Source organism: Sorangium sp. So ce119, from assembly GCF_051524405.1.
Taxonomy (GTDB): domain Bacteria; phylum Myxococcota_A; class Polyangia; order Polyangiales; family Polyangiaceae; genus Sorangium; species Sorangium cellulosum_G.
The window spans coordinates 8,063,980-8,081,531 of record NZ_CP150310.1 but is presented as its reverse complement, the minus strand read 5'-3'; the positions used below and the strand labels follow the sequence as shown (position 1 = coordinate 8,081,531).

At 71.9% G+C, this 17,552-nt stretch carries 12 protein-coding genes; 5 read left to right on the top strand and 7 right to left on the bottom strand.

Features of this window, described 5'->3' with window-relative positions; translation table 11 throughout:
• Nucleotides 1-70: 70 nt before the first annotated feature.
• Entirely contained in the window at nucleotides 71-1,309 is a 1,239-nt protein-coding gene (locus WME76_RS30450; protein WP_437955763.1) for a hydroxymethylglutaryl-CoA synthase family protein, read from the bottom strand.
• A gap of 362 nt (nucleotides 1,310-1,671) precedes the next feature.
• Here WME76_RS30450 and WME76_RS30445 point away from each other — a divergent pair, with 362 nt between their 5' ends.
• The gene (locus WME76_RS30445; RefSeq protein ID WP_437955762.1) at nucleotides 1,672-2,976 is read left to right on the top strand and encodes a hypothetical protein; all 1,305 of its coding nucleotides are present in this window, start codon (nucleotides 1,672-1,674) and stop codon (nucleotides 2,974-2,976) included.
• 66 nt (nucleotides 2,977-3,042) lie between these two features.
• On the opposite strand, the gene WME76_RS30440 is transcribed toward WME76_RS30445, so the two are convergent.
• Both WME76_RS30440 and WME76_RS30435 read right to left on the bottom strand, forming a co-directional pair.
• Nucleotides 3,043-4,521: a formylglycine-generating enzyme family protein gene (locus tag WME76_RS30440; protein WP_437955761.1), complete on the bottom strand. Its 1,479-nt coding sequence runs from the start codon at nucleotides 4,519-4,521 to the stop codon at nucleotides 3,043-3,045.
• A 275-nt stretch (nucleotides 4,522-4,796) separates the two neighbouring features.
• Complete coding sequence (locus WME76_RS30435) at nucleotides 4,797-8,657, bottom strand: serine/threonine-protein kinase (protein WP_437955760.1); 3,861 nt, start codon at nucleotides 8,655-8,657, stop codon at nucleotides 4,797-4,799.
• A gap of 211 nt (nucleotides 8,658-8,868) precedes the next feature.
• On the opposite strand from WME76_RS30435, the gene WME76_RS30430 reads away from it, so the two are divergent.
• The 4 genes from WME76_RS30430 to WME76_RS30415 all read left to right on the top strand — a co-directional run bounded on the left by WME76_RS30430 (nucleotide 8,869) and on the right by WME76_RS30415 (nucleotide 12,217).
• A complete protein-coding gene (locus WME76_RS30430) occupies nucleotides 8,869-9,480 on the top strand; it encodes a Dps family protein (RefSeq protein WP_437285716.1) in 612 nt (203 codons plus the stop codon).
• A gap of 64 nt (nucleotides 9,481-9,544) precedes the next feature.
• Nucleotides 9,545-10,282 (top strand): enoyl-CoA hydratase/isomerase family protein, encoded by a 738-nt coding sequence (locus WME76_RS30425; protein WP_437955759.1) that lies wholly within the window; start codon nucleotides 9,545-9,547, stop codon nucleotides 10,280-10,282.
• A gap of 461 nt (nucleotides 10,283-10,743) precedes the next feature.
• Nucleotides 10,744-11,277, top strand: a complete 534-nt coding sequence (locus WME76_RS30420; protein ID WP_437955758.1) for a hypothetical protein — start codon at nucleotides 10,744-10,746, stop codon at nucleotides 11,275-11,277.
• A 595-nt stretch (nucleotides 11,278-11,872) separates the two neighbouring features.
• Nucleotides 11,873-12,217: a hypothetical protein gene (locus WME76_RS30415; RefSeq protein WP_437955757.1), complete on the top strand. Its 345-nt coding sequence runs from the start codon at nucleotides 11,873-11,875 to the stop codon at nucleotides 12,215-12,217.
• A 325-nt stretch (nucleotides 12,218-12,542) separates the two neighbouring features.
• On the opposite strand, the gene WME76_RS30410 is transcribed toward WME76_RS30415, so the two are convergent.
• From WME76_RS30410 to WME76_RS30395, 4 genes are all read right to left on the bottom strand, one after another.
• Nucleotides 12,543-12,965 carry a hypothetical protein gene (locus tag WME76_RS30410; RefSeq protein WP_437955756.1) on the bottom strand — a complete coding sequence of 141 codons (423 nt, stop codon included), beginning with the start codon at nucleotides 12,963-12,965 and terminating at the stop codon, nucleotides 12,543-12,545.
• Between the two features lie 471 nt (nucleotides 12,966-13,436).
• Complete coding sequence (locus WME76_RS30405; protein ID WP_437955755.1) at nucleotides 13,437-14,516, bottom strand: hypothetical protein; 1,080 nt, start codon at nucleotides 14,514-14,516, stop codon at nucleotides 13,437-13,439.
• Between the two features lie 241 nt (nucleotides 14,517-14,757).
• Entirely contained in the window at nucleotides 14,758-16,419 is a 1,662-nt protein-coding gene (locus tag WME76_RS30400) for a protein kinase domain-containing protein (protein ID WP_437955754.1), read from the bottom strand.
• On the bottom strand, nucleotides 16,413-17,438 hold the full coding sequence (locus tag WME76_RS30395; RefSeq protein WP_437955753.1) for a hypothetical protein: 1,026 nt from the start codon (nucleotides 17,436-17,438) through the stop codon (nucleotides 16,413-16,415). Before WME76_RS30395 ends, WME76_RS30400 begins: the two co-directional genes overlap by 7 nt.
• Between the last annotated feature and the right edge of the window lie 114 nt (nucleotides 17,439-17,552).

Below are 17,552 nucleotides of genomic sequence, written 5' to 3'. Positions count from 1 at the left end.
CGCCGGGGCGCCCCCGGCGCGCGCTCCCCCGCGGGGCGCGCAGCCGGTCAGGCGCTCCGCCGCCGCGCGCTCACCCGCCCGGCGTTCCCTCGTTCGCGTAGACGCGCCGCTCGCTCGAGTCGAGCCCCAGGTACACCACGCGGCGGTCCAGGCTCGCTCCCCCGCGCTCCGCGTTCTCCGGCGCCGGCCGCCGGTCGGCGGCCTCGTCGCTCTGGCGCAGCGCCTCGTACTCGGCGACGGAAGCGTGGCGGCACCCGTCGAGCGGGGCGTCGATCTCGAGCTGCGCCACGAACGCCGCGGCCTCCGGCCGGATCCTGCCCGCGAAGAACTCCGCGCAGCAGCCCGATCCGTAGCTGAACAGCCCGACGCGCTTGCCCTCGAGGGCGCGGGCCTCGGCGTTGAGCAGGGACGCGAGCGCGAGGTAGAGCGAGCCCGTGTAGATGTTGCCGATGCGCGCCGGCAGATCGAGCGAGGGCTCCACCTCGACGGCGAAGCTCTCGTCGGCGGCCTGCTCGGTCAGGCCGTCGATCATCCGCCGGTGCCGGTGGGCCTTGCGGGCCATCTTGCCGTAGGGGACGTGGTAGCAGGTGCGCGCGAGCGGCTCGCCGTCGCCGCCGAGGCGGCGCCACTCGTCGTAGGCCCCCGCGAGCGCGTCGAGGTAGCACTGCACCGAGAAGTGGCCGTCGACGAGCGCCTCCTTGTGGTGGAGCGGCCGCCAGAAGTCGTAGACGTCGCGCGCGTAGGTGCCGGTCCGGCCGACCTCGATCTCGACGAGGCGCGGGCGCTCGCGCACGAGCAGCGCCACGGCGCCGGCGCCCTGGGTCGGCTCGCCCGCCGAGCCGAGGGCGTAGCGGGCGACGTCCGAGCACACGACGAGGGCGGCGCGGCCGCGGGCCGAGCCCGACGCGATCCAGTCCACGGCGTTGAGCAGGCCCGCCGTGCCCCCGAAGCAGGCGTGCTTGGCCTCGAACACCCGGCACGCGCTGGGCAGCCCGAGCAGCCCGTGGAGGAAGGAGGCCGCCGGCTTCGCGTGATCGACGGCGGTCTCGGTGCCCACGACGCAGAGCCCGATGTCCGCCGGGCTCGCGCCCGAGCGCTGGAACAGGCGGCGGGCCGCGTTGGCCCCGAGGGTGATCGGATCCTCATCGGGCGCCGCGATCGCCATCCGGCGGGTGCCCAGGCCGGTCAGGTACTTGGACGGCGCGACGCCCCGGGCCTCGGCGAGCTCGCTGAGCTCGACGAAGCGGCGGGGGACGCCGAGGGCGATCGCATCGATGCCGATGGGGGGAAAGTCAGGACGTAGGCTCATGCCTGCATCCTAGGGGCGCATTGTGCAGGGACCATCGAGCCCCTGCGGAAGCTCGGAGGAGCCCGCCGGCCCGCCGCGGAACGGCCGAGCTCGGCGCCGCGACGCGCGGCGCGCACCGGCTCACGCGCCGCGTACCACCCCGCGCGTCGCGCGCCGGCTCACGCGCCGCGTACAAGCACCCTCACAGGACACAGTGATGGAACAGCCACCGGGAAAAATCGCGTTCGGGTCAAATTCGTCACCACATCTCGTTGCAGTCGTGCAATCTAGTTATTGCGCGTTCGTGCGCCCTAGCGCTCGAGGTTCATGTGAAGCTCTCCCGGTCTACCATGGTGGTTCCGCTTCTTGGGTTGGGTGTTCTGGTGATGACCGGCGCCGCGGGGTGCTCCTGCAGCTCCGGAGAAGGCGGCGCAGGTGCGACGGCGGGAGAGAGCGTCGGTGGGGCCGGCGGGGCTGGCGGCGGCGAGGGCGGCGCGGGCGCGGCCGGCGGCGGGGGCGGCGAGGGCGGCGCGGGCGGCGAGGACGGGATCGGCGTCGGCAGCGGCAACAACACGGGAGGCGCTCCTCCGGTCACGCCGGACACCGCGTGTGTCGCCACGGTCGCCGAGGCGACGCTCACGAAGCGGCCGGTCGACATCATCTTCGTGATCGACAACTCGTCCAGCATGGCGAACGAGATCATCAGCGTTCAGAACAACATCAACGAGAGCTTCGCCTCGATCATCGGCGCGAGCGGCATCGATTACCGTGTCATCATGATCTCCGCGCACGGCACCGCGCAGGCCGACGACTCGATCTGCGTCGGCGCCCCGCTGAGCGCGGCGAGCTGCACGCCGGTCCCGGAGCAGCCGGGGAACAACCCGCCCATCTTCTATCATTACAGCCACGAGATCAGGAGCAATGACGCGCTCTGCGTCCTGCTCGGCAGCTACAACGCCGTCCAGCCCGACCAGTTCGGCATCGCGCCGAACGGGTGGTCGGAGTGGGTGCGCGAGGACTCGCTCAAGGTGATCACCGTGATCACCGACGACCATGTGGGCTGCCAGTCGACCCACCTGCCGCGCAACATCTATATCGACGACACCCGGCAGCCCTGGGACGATGTCGCCGACGATTTCGAGGAGCTGCTGTTCGGCATGGAGCCGGCGGTCTTCGGCGACGCGGCCGCGCCCAACTACGTGTTCCACAGCATCGTCGGTCTCCTCGAGAACACGCCGGCCACGGACGCCTATGCGCCCGACGCCGACGTCGTCGATTCGACGTGCGGCACCGCCGTCGCGCCCGGCACGGGCTACCAGGCGCTCAGCAAGCGGACCGGCGGCCTCAGGTTCCCGCTCTGCCAGACGAGCTCCTATGACGTGGTCTTCCAGGCGATCGCCGAGGGCGTCATCACCGGCGCGGTGGTGCAGTGCGACTTCGCGGTGCCGGAGTCGCCGCCGGGGGAGGTCATCGACCTCTCGACCGTGGTCGTGCAGTACACGCCCGGCGACGGGGGCGAGGTGCAATCGTTCGATCAGGTGCGGAACGCCCAGGCGTGCACCGCCGGCTCGTTCTACATCGACGGCGACATGATCAAGCTCTGCCCCGACGCGTGCCAGGCGGTCCAGTCCGACGCCACGGCGGCGGTCGACGTCCTCTACGGCTGCGACCCCGAAGCGGCGAAGTGAGGTCCGCGGCCGGGCGGCGGCGCCGGTGAGCCCGGCCGCCGCCCGAGCCGCTCGGCTTCCGCGCCGCTAGAGGCAGCAGCGGAAGCCGATGTTCGGATCGCTCTCGAGGCGCCCCCTGGAGGCCGGCGGCTCCCTCTCTCCCCCGCCCACGGGCGGCTTCACACCGCAGAGGAGGTGATCGCTGTCCGAGATCTGCGAGCCGCCACGGACGAGGCAGTTTCCCGTCGCGTCGCAGGAGTTCTCCCACTCGGCCACGTTGCCGCTCATGTTGTACAGGCTCGTCACGCCGCCATCGCACGTCGGGATGGGCGGGGACGGGGAGGGCGGGCCGGGCTTCTTCGAGATCCCGGAGGTCGACTCGGCGCCCACGCACCTGTCCGGCAAATAGCTGTCGCCGTACGGGTAGTCGTTCGCCCCCTGCCCGGAGCACGCGTTGTACCACTCGCTCCGCGCGGCGCTGTCGAACTCGGCCACCGCGTTCTCTCCGCCCCCGATCCTGCCGCAGAGGTGCTTGCCGACATACGCGCAGTACGCGTAGGCATCGCACCAGTCGACGTAGCTGACGGGCTCTCTCCCCTCCGTGTAGGGCCACCCGTTCGAGGGCCGGTAGATGTTCCCGGAGCACGCGGCGGGCAGGCCGGCGAGCACCGGGTTCGCCTGGACGAAGACGTCATATTCCTGCTTCGTCACCTCGTACTGATCGATGCAGTAGCTCCCGCCGCCCGCCACGGGCGCGACCACCATCGACGCGGGGCAGGCGCAGGTACGGGTCGTGGTATTGCAGATCGACGTCGCGCAGTCGGCGCCGGTAGAGCAGCGCTGTCCCGCAGGGCACCGCGTGCTGCACGCCGCCCCGCCGCAGTCGATGTCGGTCTCGCTGCCGTTCTTCACGCCGTCGCTGCAGCTCGCCGGCTGACACTCCTCCTCGACGCAGACGAGCTCGCGGCAGTCGGTCGACCGGGAGCACGCCGCGCCGGGCGTGCAGCCGGGGCAGAGCCCGCCGCAGTCCCTGTCGGTCTCCTGGCCGTTCTTCACGCCGTCGCTGCAGCTCGGCGCCAGGCACCTGCCAGCCACGCAGCTCAGCGACTCGCAATCCGAGCCCACCGCGCAATCCTGGAGGTCCGCGCACGGCGGGCACGCGGGGTTGTCGCCGCGCGGCTTTTCGCCGCCGCCGCAGTCGTCGTCGGTCTCGTCGCCGTCCCGCACGCCGTTGTCGCACAGCGCCGCCGCGCAGGTGAGCCCGGCGCCGCCGGCGCTCTCCTCGCATCGCCCTGAGAGGCAGTCCTCGGGCGCAGCGCACGCCTGGCCCGCGCGGCACGGGGCACAGGTGCCGCCGCAGTCAACGTCGGTCTCCTTGCCGCCTTTCACGTGGTCGGAGCAGTCCGGCGCGAGGTCACCACCGCCGCCGCCCTGTCCGCCGGTGCCGCCGCCCTGTCCGCCGGTGCCGCCCTGTCCGCCGGTGCCGCCCTGTCCGCCGGTGCCGCCCTGTCCGCCGGTGCCGCCGCCCTGTCCGCCGGTGCCCGTCGTGACGCTGCCCGCGGGCACATCTCCTGGCATCGGAGGCCGGTGCGACCTTTCGCTGCTGCACGAGACAGCCACGGCGAGGGCCGCGAGAGGAATCAAGACGACGGACGAGCGGATCATGGAGCTGCCTCCCTGCGTTCGAACACGAGGTCAGAAATCAGGCCCAGCTTACTTGCGATGTCGCCTGTCCAGGGCGACAAAGATTGCTCCCGCCGAGTGGCCGGAAGACCGGAACGACCGCCGGATGTGGCCTCCCCGGCGCCGTGCCGGCCTCTCGGCGCAGGGCGGCGGGCGCTTCAGCCCTCGTCGAGCCACCCGCGGGCGAGCGCGAGGATCCGCGCGTTGTCCGGCACGTCGCGCAAAAAGCGCTCGCGCCAGGCCGGATCGCTGATCCTCCCCGCCCGCACGAGGAGCCCGTTGCGGGCCAGCGCGATCGCGCCCTTGGCCTCGGCCGCCTGGCCCACCGCCGCCAGCGCCTCGGCGTGGACGAGGCCCACGAGGAAGCCCTCCTCCTCGAGGCGGTCGGACTCGAGCCGCGACAGCGCCTCCGTCGTCGCCGCGAGCGCCTCGCCGGCGCGCCCGAGGTCGAGCAGGGCGCGCGCGCGGGCCGCCATCGCCGCGGGCAGCCGCTCCGGCGCCGCCCTCGCGAGCGCCTCGGCCTCGCGCGACTCCACCTCGGCGAGCGCGGGCTCGCCCGCGAGCAGCAGGACCCGCGCGAGCTGGAGCCGGCTCTCGCACTCCCGGCGCCGGTCGCCCCGGCGCTGCAGCGCCTCGATCGAGCTCCTCAGCGCCGCCTTCGCGGCGTCGACCTCGCCCGCGTGGGCCAGCGCGAGCCCGAGGTTCTGCAGCGCGTTCGGCACCCGGTCGTCCAGCGCCATCCGCTCCGCCTCCTCGAGCCCGGCGCGGAGCACCTCCGCCGCCGCCTCGAAGTGGCCGAACTGGACGTAGCAGAGCCCCATGTTGAGCCGCGCCCGGCACGCCTCGCGCCGGTCGCCGATGTCCTCGAACGCGGCGAGCGCCGCGCTCATGCTCGCGATGCACGCGCTCGGATCGCCGTTGTGCTGGCGGAGCAGCCCGTGCAGGTAGAGCAGCTTCGCCTCGATCATGAGATCGGCCGCCGACGCGTCCTCCGTCGCCTGCTCGACCGCGTCGATCAGCGCGTCGACGCACGCGTAGCGGCCGCCGAGCAGCAGCACGATCGCCCCCTCGAGCAGGCACGCGTTCCGCGCGATGAGCGCGCCGGCGAGCGGCTCGGTGCCGAGCACGACCATCATCCAGCGCTCGACGCGCTCGTAGTGGCCCTGCTTGTGCCCCGCCCCGGCGAGCTGCGTGAACGCCGAGAACCACGCCAACGAGCCCGGCGCGAGGTGCCGCGTCGCCTCGATCCCGCGCTGCTCCGCGAGCGCGGGCTCCCCGCGCCAGAGCAGCGCCTCGGCCTCGACCAGGCGGAGCGCGCCCACCGTGGCCGGATCCGGCGCGCAGGCGATGCCGCGCTCCGCGCAGGCGATCGCCGCGGCGAGGTCGTTGCCGTGCAGCGCCTTGTCGGCCGCGCGCAGGTACCACTCGGCGGCCTTGTCGGCCTCCTCGCCGCGCTCGAAGTGCTCGGCGAGCACCATCGGGTCGCCCTCGCCGGCCGCCTCGAGGAAGCTGCCCGCGAGCGCGTGGCCGATGCGGAGGTCGCGCGCGGTCAGCATGCCGTAGGCGGCCTCGCGCACGAGCGCGTGGCGGAAGCAGTACTCCGCGTGATCGCGCCGCCGCCCCTCGCCCCGCCGCACGATCACCTCCCGCCGGAGCAGCTCCGAGAGCAGCGGCGCGATGTCGACGCTCCCGAGCAGCGCCGCCACCGCGCTCGCCCGGAAACTCTCGCCGAAGATGCTCGCCGCCCTGAGGAGCCGCCGCGCCTCGGCGTCGAGCGTCTCCAGCCGCGCCTGCACCATGGCCACCACCGTCTCGGGCTCGCCCTCGCCGTTGCCGTCGGCGACCGCGCGGATCTGCTCCTCGAGGAAGAACGCGTTGCCGTCCGCGCGCTCGACGAGCCGCGCCACGAGGTCGTGCCGCGCGTGCGCGCCGAGCGCCTCGCGCACGAGCCGCTCGCTCGCGCGGCGCGGCAGCGGCGTGAGGTGGAGCTCGTGCGCCAGCCGGCCCTCCCAGAGCCTCGGGAAGACCCGGTGGACGTCGGGCCGCCCGAGCGCCAGCACGAGCAGCGGCATGTCCCGGTAGAGGCGCAGCGCCCCGTCCACCAGCGTGACCGTGGGGAGGTCGCCCCACTGCAGGTCCTCGAGCACGAGCAGCACGGGCCCCGCGCGGCACGCCGCGCCGAGGAAGTCCTCCCAGGCGAGGCGGAGCTGGTCGCCCATGAGCACGGCGTCGCGCCGCGCGAGCCGGAGCTGCACGTCGTTCTCGTCGGGGAACGGCGCGCCGACGAGCTCGCCGAGGAACGCGGTGACGCGCGGCGCCTCGAGCCCCTCGTGCTGCGCGACGCGGCTCCGGACCTTGTGCTGCCGCGCCTCCAGCGGCTCGCCCTCGGCGATGCCGAGCGCGTGGCGCAGCGCGCTCGCGAGCAGGCCGAAGGCGGCGCCGGCGCCCATGGGGTCGCCCTGCCCGATCCAGACCTCGATCCGGTCGCCGCGCTCGCGGAGCTTGCGGATGAGCTCCTGGCGCAGGCGCGACTTGCCCATCCCGGCCTCGGCGGTCACGAGGACGGCGCCGGCGGCGCCCTCGTCGATGCAGCGATCGACCTCCGCCTCGAGCATCGCGAGCTCGCGCTCGCGGCCGACGTACGTGGTCGGCCGGCCGAGGAGCTGCGCGGTGCGCTCGTCGCGCGCGCCGTGCAGGACGCGCCCCGCGGCGTCCTCGGCGACCTCGAACCGGGCGCCGATGAGGCCCGCGGTGACCTCGTCGACGCGGACGCCGGCGAGGGGGAAGCGGTCGTCGTCGGCCGCGAGCATCTGGAAGGCGCGGTCGATCAGCTCGCCGACGGGCACGCGCGCCGCCAGCTCGGCGCGGCCGGTGGCGAGGGCGACGGGCGCGCCGCCGAGCAGCTCCTTGAGGGCGAGGGCGCACCGCGCGGCCCGCGCCGCGAGGTCGGTCGGCGTGCCCGCGCCCGACAGCACGATGATCGGCGACCGGCCCTCGAGGAGCTCGAGCTCGCCGCGGTACTGCTCGGCGACGTCGTGGAGCTGCCAGAGCTGCGCGCGGCGCGGCTCGTCCGCGGCGTCACCCTCGGCGGGGCGCTCGCGGGTGACCACGAGGCACATCACGCGGCGCTCGCCGGTGGTGAGCTCCACCGCCCGCGGCGGGAAGGAGCGGGGGCCGCCCAAGCAGCTCTCGGGCGCGCCGCTCGCGGCGATGGCGGCGAGCTCGGCGGCGACCGCGTCGCCGTCGGCCGGCCGGTCCGACGGGGATTTCGCGAGCATGCGGGCGACGAGGTCGTCGAGCGCGGCGGGGATGCCGGGCCTCATGTCGCGCGCGCGGGGCGGGTCCTCGAGCAGGACCTTCATCAGCACGGCGAGCCCGGCGTTGCCCTGGAAGGCGGCGCGGCCGGTCAGGCACCGGTAGAGGATGCACCCGAGCGCGAACACGTCGACGCGGGCGTCGACGTTGAGCTCGCCGCGCGCCTGCTCGGGGGCCATGTACCCCGGGGTGCCGAGGACGAGGCCGGCGGCGGTGAGCGGCTCGTCGGCGGTGGTGCGGGCGAGCCCGAAATCGATGAGGGTGACGCGATCGAGCGCGCCGTCCTCGAGCAGCAGGTTGGTCGGCTTCAGGTCGCGGTGGACGAGGCCGAGCTCGTGGACGGCGCCGAGCGTCGTCGCGACGTGGAGGCCGAGCGCGACGGTCTCCTCGAGGGTGAGCCCGGTGCGCGTGAGCCGGTCGGACAGCGTCTCGCCGTCGAGCCATTCCATGGCGATGTACGGCTGCCCCCACGCGGTCGCGCCGTGCGCGACGTACCGCACGACGCCGGGCACGCGGGCGGCGGCGAGCGCCTGCGCCTCGCGCGCGAAGCGGCCGAGGTGCTGCGCGCCCTCGGCGGTCAGGAGCTTGATCGCCGCCGGCTGGCCGGTCTCCAGATCGCGGGCCCGGTAGACGGCGCCCATGCCGCCCGAGGCGGCCAGGTGCTCGATGCAGAACCGGCCGTCTATGATGTCTCCTGCCTGCATCGCTCGCCGGGACCCCGAGGATGGTCCTCACCGGCTGCCAGCCTGCCAGCGAGGCGAGCGCTGCGTCCAGTGCTCATTCGGGCCGCGCGCGACGCGCAAGGCGGCGCACCCGTTGAGGAAACCCGCGCGGGGCGGCGCCGCGGCGCGCCGGGCGGGGGTTGCCAACGGGCGATTCGAACGTGAAGAAGGCCTGGTAGCGGGAGGAGCGACCATGGCAACCATGACCCAGTTTCGCGGGCAGACGACCGGGGACGGCCGGCCCGGGGCCGAGGCCCAACCGATCTTGCGCCAGCGCGGGGAGGAGATTCAGCCGTACGGGGCGCTGGCGCGCTATCCGCTCGGCCTGAGCGACGACGTGCGCGCGGCGAGCGTCAAGGCGCTCAATCAGATCTTGAGCGACACGATGGTGCTGCGCGACATGTACAAGAAGCACCACTGGCAGGTGTCGGGGGCGACCTTCTATTCGCTCCACCTGCTGCTCGACAAGCACTATGAAGAGCAGGCCAAGCTGGTCGACGAGGTGGCCGAGCGGGCGCAGACGCTCGGCGGGATCGCCATCGCGATGCCGCACGACGTGGCGGAGATGACGAAGATCGAGCGGCCGCCGCGGGGGCGCGAGGAGGTGCCTGTGCAGATCTCGAGGCTGCTCGAGGCGCACGAGCAGATCCTGATCGAGGCGCGCGAGGCGGCCAGCAAGGCGGGCGAGGCGGGGGACGCCGGGACCGACGATCTGCTCATCAGCCAGGTCGTGCGCGTCAACGAGATGCAGGTGTGGTTCCTGTCCGAGCACCTGGTGGACACGCCGCTCGTCCGGGCGCGGTAGGCGAGGCAGCGGGGGCCGGACGCGCGATCTTGCGCCGTGATCGGCCCTGGGCGACGCTCTCGCCATGCAATTCATCGAGGTGTTCGAGAGCGGCGGTATCGCCGAGGTCGTGTTGAATCGGCCCAAGGTCAATGCCATGAGCCAGGCGGTGCTCCGCGAGATGGCCGACGTCTTCCGGCGGCTCGCGGAGGACGACTCCGTGCGTGGCGTCCTCGTCCGCGGCGCCGGCAAGTGCCTGTCCGCGGGGCTCGATCTGCGCGAGGTGGCGTCGCTCGATCGAGAGCGGCTCGCGGGCTTCCTCGACGATTTCGACGCCGCCTTCGGCGCGGCGTTCCGCTTCCCGAAGCCCTTCGCCGCCGCCGTGCACGGCCACGCGCTCGCGGGCGGCGCGGTGCTCGCGATGTGCGCCGACTACGTCGCGCTCGGCGACGGCGACCACAAGTTCGGGCTCCCCGAGCTCGCCGTGGGGATCCCGTTTCCGCGCGTCGCCTTCGAGATCGTCCGCGCCGCCTGTCCCACCCGCGCGTTCCGGAGGCTCGTCTTCGGGGCGGACAGCCATTCTCCCGCGGAGGTCTTCGCGATGGGCGTCGGCGACGCGCTCTCCGCCGATCCGCTCGAGGACGCGCGCCGCTGGCTCGCCACGGCGTGCAGCCGCCCCGCCGCGGCGTTCCGCTTCGTCAAGGCGAGCCACCGTAAAGAGGCGTGGGAGCGGATCGCTGCGCCGTCGCCCGAGGAGCGGGAGGCCTTCATCGACGCGCTCCTCTCCGCGAAGCAGGCGTTGACAGCGCCGCTCGCGGGGTGAGGCAGGGCATGGCCGTCGGCTCGCGCCGCCGCGGGGTGGTCGGCCTCTGGATGGGCGCGGCCTGAATCGCGTGCAGCGGGCGGTGGGGGGACCGTGGCGGGCGTGCAGCGGGCGGTGGGGGGACCGTGGCGGGCGTGCAGCGGGCGGTGGGGGGACCGTGGCGGGCGTGCAGCGGGCGGTGGGGGGACCGTGGCGGGCGTGCAGCGGGCGGTGGGGGGACCGTGGCGGGCGTGCAGCGGGCGGTGGGGGGACCGTGGCCGCGTGCAGCGGGCGGTGGGGGGGCCGGCCGGTGCCTGTTGTAGACGGTGTCGTGCTCGTTGGCGGGCGCTCCGAGCCACCGACCCGCCGCGCTCGACGCGCCGGTGAGGGTAGAGCGAGGACCTACTGGGGCTCAGGATACCGTTGACACCGCGTCCCGGGGGGAGAAGCATCCGCGACCGGGGGAAGACATGGGATACGGCTTGAAGCTGAAGACAGGCGCGCTCCTGTTGTGCGGCTGTACGTGCGCGCTCGTCGTTGATCCGTCCCCGGCAAAGGCCATCGAGCTCAGCGGTGGCGTGAGCGTGGGTGGAATCCAGATCGGGGCCGACCCAAAGCTTGCGGTGAGCCCTTTTGCCGGGTTGCTCTGGCGTCGAGAGAGAGAGTTCCTGCTCGAAGTCCACCACATGTTCAGCATCCTTCCTGGAGAACGGGTGGGGGCCTACGACCGAACGGCAGTCGCCCTTGTTTACGCGTGGAAGACAGGCAAAGTCAGCCTGGGCCCGTCTCTGTCAGTGTATTGGATGCCGGTGTGCGGAATTGCCATCTGCACCCGAGTGGTAGGGGTTGCTCCGGGCGCCCACGCCCAAACCGACTGGTATCTCTCCGAGGTTTTGGGGGCGTCCGTGAGCGCCAACCTGGACTGGGTCGGTGGAAGCAGCCGTGTGCTTCGAGACAATTTGGTGGCGATGGTCACTGCTGGACCTGTTTGGAGATTCAGTGGAGAGTCGCGATGAACAAGGCTTCTGCTATTGTTCTTATCAGCCTTACAGCGTGTAACTACGATGTGGGTGAGTGCTGGGTCCGCGGCGAGGGGCCGGACGGTGTGGGCGGCGGTGTTATTACCCTGACCACAGGTTCCGGGGACTTCGGGGACGAGCCTCCGGAACCGAGAGGAGCCGAAGAATCTACTGAATGCAAGGACACGGAGCCGAGTCGCCGAGACGACGACAGTCCGTCGCATGTTGACGCTCCGTCCGGTTCTGATGCTCCGTATGAAGCTGGTCTGAAAGTGTTCTGTTCCAAACCCGACCATGGTGCCACATGCTCAGAGCGGTGCTTCGCGAAAGGCGTTGGTTGTGTTGCGCTCGCCGTGCACCCCTACAAGCCTGATGGTGGAAATGGCAAACTATTCTCGTGTAACGATTTGGCGCTCGGGTATATGTGTAGGTATCACTACCCGAATGGCGATGATTGCTATTACCCCTTTGGAGGCCTTCCGTTTCCAAAGGTTTGTTCCTATTCTGGGAACGACTAGGTTGTCGACGGGGCGATGCATGTGCTGTTGTGGCAACGACGAGAGGGAGCGGGGTCCCGCTGAGGGGAATCGTGATGGATACCGAAGAGTTGTTGGTTGAGTTCTATAACGGTGCCCACATGGTTGATGCTGTCGCCGTGTGGGCTTACGTCGTTGCGAATCGGCAGGTCGTCCTTGAGAGTCTCGCGTCGTTCGAAAAGGCGTACGGACAGCTCATTGAGCTTCACGCGGCGGGCAAGCTTGGGGTCGGAACGGCCGACTTCTCATCCGGAAATCTCGAGGTGGTCAAGCGGATCAATCAGCTGATCGAGCCTGGTTTGGACAGCGATGAAGCGCGTCAAGCGGCTCGAGAGATACACGCTTTGGCTGAGCGCTGCGTGCGAGCGTTGAAAGGAAGTGACACGTCGCCGGCCGGGTAAGGAAGTTGATGAAGCCGTGACGGTGGGCAGCTCACACGAGACAAGCCCTATACATACGTGGATTGCTACAGGTGCGGTTTCGATGAGCATGCAGGGCCTCCCGATCTCTGTCGGTGCGACGCACATCGTCTTCGACACGCCAGCAGCAGAGCGTCTGGTGAAGCTCGGCGCCACGAACATCGTGCGCGCCCTGGAGAGCCTCCTCATGGGACCGAGCCGTCGGGATCCGCTGGAGCATACCCGGACGCGTGAGAGGTGGTTTTCTTCGTGTGAAGAGTGTTCGTACAGAGACGAGTCAGGCGAGAGCTTCGATCGGCTCTACTCGTCAGATGTCCGCTGGGAGCCGCCGGTTGTCTTGTGGGTGACAGAGAGCCTCGACGATCGGGTGAACCTCTGGCGTACCTGTAGCTGGTTGCGGCAGCAGTGGATCCGGTGGAGTGACGTTCTCGTCGTTGAGTTCCAGCCTGTGTACGGCACGATGAAGCGGTTTCCAGGGCCGACCAGGATACCGCCGTTCGACTGCTGCGGTTCGGTAGCCCATCATCCCGACGAGGTTCTTCTCGACCGTCTCGGCAAGGCGCGCCCTTGGCCGGTGGAACGCTGCGAGCGCGCCGTTCGCCTCTGGGAGAGCTACGTCGATGAGAACCCCCTGCCGTTCGTGGAGAGCTGCACGCGTGGTGTCGAGGGATTCCCAGAGCTTACACCCCTGTGGGGGGCTCCTCTCTCGCTTCTTTCCCAGAAGAACCACGGAAGGCACCCTACGTCTCAGTCGATACGACGAGCTTCTTCTCGCGATCCTTTCCGTGGAGGAGTGGCAGACTCCAGTGAGGGTGATCTGCAATCAATCGCAGCTCGGGCTGGACTTGAGGGATCTCGTCTCCTGCACAGGGGACCTGTTCCTGGGCGATCGCCTGGCCCGCTGGGCGCAGCATGATGCGAGCGCCGCTGTGGAGCGCGCACCTGGCCCGAAGCCGCCTGGCCACCCGATGCTCTCGAAGGTCTACCGCCTCACCGAGCGTGGGATGCGGCTTCGAGATGAGAGGCTCGAACAGCTCACGGATGCGCCCGTCCTGCCCATCGCTGGGACTGAAGCGTACGCGAGTTCAGCCCCGTGGGTGCTGTTAGAAAGCGGCCAGCTCGCTCGTTTGTGAGGAGCAGCGCGGCAGCGCCGCGGGCGCACGGGGCGAACGAGCCCTCGATGACCTCCCAGGCGGCCGGCTCACCGGCACGGCGCGCAACTGCCGCCGCAATCCACGCCGTTCTCGCCCTGGTTCATCACGCCGTCGGTGCACGAGGGCTCCCGGCAGATGCCCGCCCAGCAGACGCCGCTGTCGCACTCCGCGCCCGTCCTGCACCCTTGCCCGGCCGGACACCGCGGGCACGGCAGCGCGCCGCAGTCGATCCCCGTCTCGTTACCGTTCTGCGCGCCGTCGTCGCACGCGGGCGACGCGCAGCGACCTCCCTCGCAGACCTTGTTCTCGCAGTCGGCGCCCCTGACGCAGGCCTCGCCGTCGGCGCAGGGGCGGCACAGACCGCCGCAGTCCCGCGCGGTCTCCCCGAGCGCGGGATCGACAGCGTTGTTCGTGCAATGGGGCGGCACGCAGAGCACGCCATCGCACGCCAGGCCGTTGAGACAGTCGTTCATCGTGACGTCGCCGGCATAGCAAGCGACGCAGGCGCCCACATGGCACATCCCCTGTGGCTCGCCAGGGCACACCGCGCCCTCGGTCAAGGGCGTGTTGACCGGCCGGCCCTCGCCGCAACTGTCGTACGTGCACGGCTCGCCGTCGTCGTAGACGTCCGACGGGTCCTCGACCTCGACGAGCTCGCCTGCGGTCGTGCACTCCATCCGCCGGCAGTCCCCCTGGCGCTGCGAGGCGATCGGCCCGAAGCGGATCTCCACGTCGCACGCTCCCTCGACGCAGCGGCCGGCGCCGCATGCCGGGCTCGGCGGCCCAGGGCACTCGGCGTCGTTCCGGCAGCCCGCGTCGACGCCGCCGTCGGGCATGCACTCCTCGGTGCCGGGAGCGCACTCCGAGCAGGGCCTGCACGCGACGGGACAATCCGGATCGCTCGACTCGCTGGGAAGGCAACAGATGCGGCTGTCACTGTCGACGCACACGCACCGGCTGCCCGTGCAGACCGCGCCGGGGATGTCCTGATACCCCGTGTGACAATCGGCGTCGGCGGCGCAGTAGCCCCCAAGCCACGGCGCATCTCCGGCGCAAGAGGCGACGAGCCCCGCAGCGATCACGATGAACGGCGCGGCGAGCGCCACGCCGCGAAGAACTGGTCTCATGGCAACAGCACCTCCGGACACCCACCGTCGCTCGCCGGCGAAAGCACCAGCAGAGGCGCACGGACTGCCCATGTGCAGCCCCTCGTATACAGCACTTGAGTTGAGGACGCGCGTAAGAAATCGACAGAAGTGGCCGAGATTCGCTGGAAATTCGGAGTGCGTCAGTGGAACGTGGTGAAGCGCACGCCTGCCCGCTGCGCTCGAATCAAGGTGGCGCGATCGACTGATAATTATGATGGCGTCAGTGGAATGTAGTGGAGCGCGCGCCCGGCCACCGTGCTCCGCAGGTGTACCAGTCGGCGCCGCAGGGCGGCAGCGGCTCGTCCTCCTCGAAGGGCCGACGCGGCGCCGGCGTACGCACCGTCGCCTCCGGGCGCGCGCGCGGCGGCACCGGCGCGGTGCGCGGCGGGGACTCGCGGGGGACGGGCGCCGGCGCGTGGCGCTCCGACAGGGGAGCCGCGGGGGCGGGGACCAGCGCGCAGGGGCGCGGGAGGCGGGCGACGGGCGGGACGCGCGCTTCTCGGGGCGAGACGAGCTCGAACCAGGCGAGGAGCGCCGCTGCGGCCACGAGGGCCAGCGCGCCTGCCGCGCGGGCGATGCGCCGGTGGCGGCGGCGAGGACCGGGCGCCGGGGCTGCCGGTGGTGCCGGGGCTGCTGGCGCCGGCGATTCGACCGGAGGGGCCGGCTGCGGGGGTACGAACGGCGGCTCAGCGACCAAGAGCGGAGGCACCTCGGGCAGCGCGACCGGAGCCGCGAGGGGCGGCGTGTGCTGCGTGTCACGGTCGGCCGGGGCCGTGCGAGGCGGCGCACGCTGGGCGTCACGGTTGGCCGAGGCCGCGAGAGGCAGCGGGGGCTGCTCCTCAGAGTCGATCGCGTCCCCGGGATGCGGCGCATGGTGCCCTACGTCGTCCGCCGAGTCCCCGGGTGGCCTGCTCGTGACGCCGGAGGGCAGCGTCGGCGGTCCGGATCCCGGCGAAGGCGGCGCCGGAGGCGAAGGCGCCGGAGGCCGGGACCGCGCGCCGCCCGCGGAAGGCACCGGGATGCGCACGCCGGAGAGCGCGCCCTGCTCCGGGTCGGCCTGCCAGCGACACCAGCCCTCGATCGCCGCGTGGAGCGCCGCGATGAGCTCCTCCATGCCGCGATACCGGGCGGCGGGGTCCTTCTCGATGGCCCTCTTCACGACGCCGGCGACCGACGGCGGCAGCGGCACGAGGGTCTCGATCGCCTGCGGCGTCCCGTGCTGGACGCAGCGGGCGAGCTCCTCCGGCGCGCATCCCTCGAACGGCCGGCGCAGCCCGAGGAGCTCGTACAGCACGAGGCCGAGCGCGTGCACGTCGGTCCGCTCGTCGAGGGCCGGCGGCGTCGAGAGCTGCTCGGGCGCGCGGTACGCCGTCGTCATCGCCGCGCTCGCCGGGTCCGCCGCTGCCCCCGCGCCGGCGCCGAGACCGAAGAGCTGCGCGAGACCCAGGCCAGGGAGCCTGAACGAGCCGTCTCCGAACAGCACGATGGTGTCCGGGCTGAGATCCCCGTGGAAGATCCCCGAGGCGTGGGCCGTCCTCAAGACCTCCGCGAACTCTGCGACCTGCGAGAGCGCCCATGAAGGCCCGAGAGCCCGCGACCGGCCGTCGAGGAGCACGCGCAGCGACGGACCGTCGCACCGCTCGACCGCCGCCCAGCAGAACGAGGCGCCGACGCCCCCGTCGAGCACCCGCGGGAGCTCGTCGAGGAGCGCGCTCACCGCGCGGAGGCGCTCCAGGGTGTCGAGGAACCCCTCGGGCACCGACGCGCTCACGTACAAGAGCGCGCTCCTGCCCGCGCGATCCACCGCGGCATAGACATCCGCCGGACCGCGGCCGGTGAGCTGCGCGACGATCCGGTACCCGAGCCCAGCGCCGTCTACCATGTCATCTCCAGGCCGAGCTGCGTGCCGACGGCGGTCACCCTGGGGCCGCGGCTCCTCGGCAAGAGCGCGTAGATCAGCGTTCCCGCGCCGAGGAGCGCGCCGGCGGTCAGCGCGACCACGGCGCGCTCCTCGGCGCGCCCCATGGCACCGTAGGCGCTCTGCGCGCGCTGCAGCTCCGCGCCGGCGATCCGGTAGCCGCCGTGGTTGCGCGCGAGCAGCTCGTCGAACCTGCGCTGGTGGCCGTTCGCCTCCGCGAGGAAGATCGCGCCCAGCGTGATGCATCCGGCGGTCGCCGCGCCGCCCAGGAGGACGAGCGCCGTCGCCGGTCCCTCGCTCCCCGGCGCCAACCCCGCCGCCCCCGGCAGCCCCGCCGCCGTCGGCGCGCGCGGCGTCGCCTGCTCGGCGCCGGCCGGCGCCGCCGGAGCAAGGCCGCCGACCGGCGCCGGCGGCGCAAGATCGATGACCAGAAGGCGCGCCTCCCCCGCGCGCACCTCGACGGTGGTCTCCTTCGACGCCGCGCCGAGCGCCGCCCGGACGCGGTGCGAGCCGGGTTCCACGTACACCTCCCCGCCGAGCGGCGCCTGGCCGACAGGCCGGCCGTCGATCGAGAGCTGCGCCCCCGGCGGCACGGCGAACATCAGCGCGCCGACCTCCTGCTTCACGCGCGCGAGATCCAGCGCCCGGCTCGCGTACCGCTCTCGCTCCGCGCCGCTCCGGGGCGCCGGCGTCCTCTCGAGACACAGGGCCAGAAACTCCGCCGCTCTCGCCATGTCCCCGACACGGAACGCGAGCTGCCCCACATTGCACGCTGCCTTCTCGGACGGCGCCAGTTGCCACACCTGAAGCCAGAGGTCCCGCGCCTTCGCGAGCTGCCCTTCCGCCACGGCCCGGTCGGCCGAGCGCTCGAGTCGACGCTGCGCCTCGCTCGCTCCCGTGTCGGCGTGACCGGCCGAGGACAGGGAGACCGACGCGGCGACGATCAACGCTCGAGAGAGGGCTCGCAAGGCCGTCACGCTCATGACGAGCTACATATCAGGTCAGGTCAGGCGAAGGGGAACCTGCCGGCGTTTCCCTGGAGAGACAGAGAAACGAGAAAACAGATCTGAGCGTGAGAAGTCCGTGCGCCGAAAGGG

What these genes read in the sequence shown, in the direction of transcription:
- WME76_RS30450 (WP_437955763.1), bottom strand. Translation starts at nt 1,309, where the DNA reads ATGAGCCTACGTCCTGACTTTCCCCCCATCGGCATCGATGCGATCGCC.
- WME76_RS30435 (WP_437955760.1), bottom strand. Translation starts at nt 8,657, where the DNA reads ATGCAGGCAGGAGACATCATAGACGGCCGGTTCTGCATCGAGCACCTG.
- WME76_RS30430 (WP_437285716.1), top strand. Translation starts at nt 8,869, where the DNA reads ATGGCAACCATGACCCAGTTTCGCGGGCAGACGACCGGGGACGGCCGG.
- WME76_RS30425 (WP_437955759.1), top strand. Translation starts at nt 9,545, where the DNA reads ATGCAATTCATCGAGGTGTTCGAGAGCGGCGGTATCGCCGAGGTCGTG.
- WME76_RS30415 (WP_437955757.1), top strand. Translation starts at nt 11,873, where the DNA reads ATGGATACCGAAGAGTTGTTGGTTGAGTTCTATAACGGTGCCCACATG.
- WME76_RS30405 (WP_437955755.1), bottom strand. Translation starts at nt 14,516, where the DNA reads ATGAGACCAGTTCTTCGCGGCGTGGCGCTCGCCGCGCCGTTCATCGTG.
- WME76_RS30400 (WP_437955754.1), bottom strand. Translation starts at nt 16,419, where the DNA reads ATGGTAGACGGCGCTGGGCTCGGGTACCGGATCGTCGCGCAGCTCACC.
- WME76_RS30395 (WP_437955753.1), bottom strand. Translation starts at nt 17,438, where the DNA reads ATGAGCGTGACGGCCTTGCGAGCCCTCTCTCGAGCGTTGATCGTCGCC.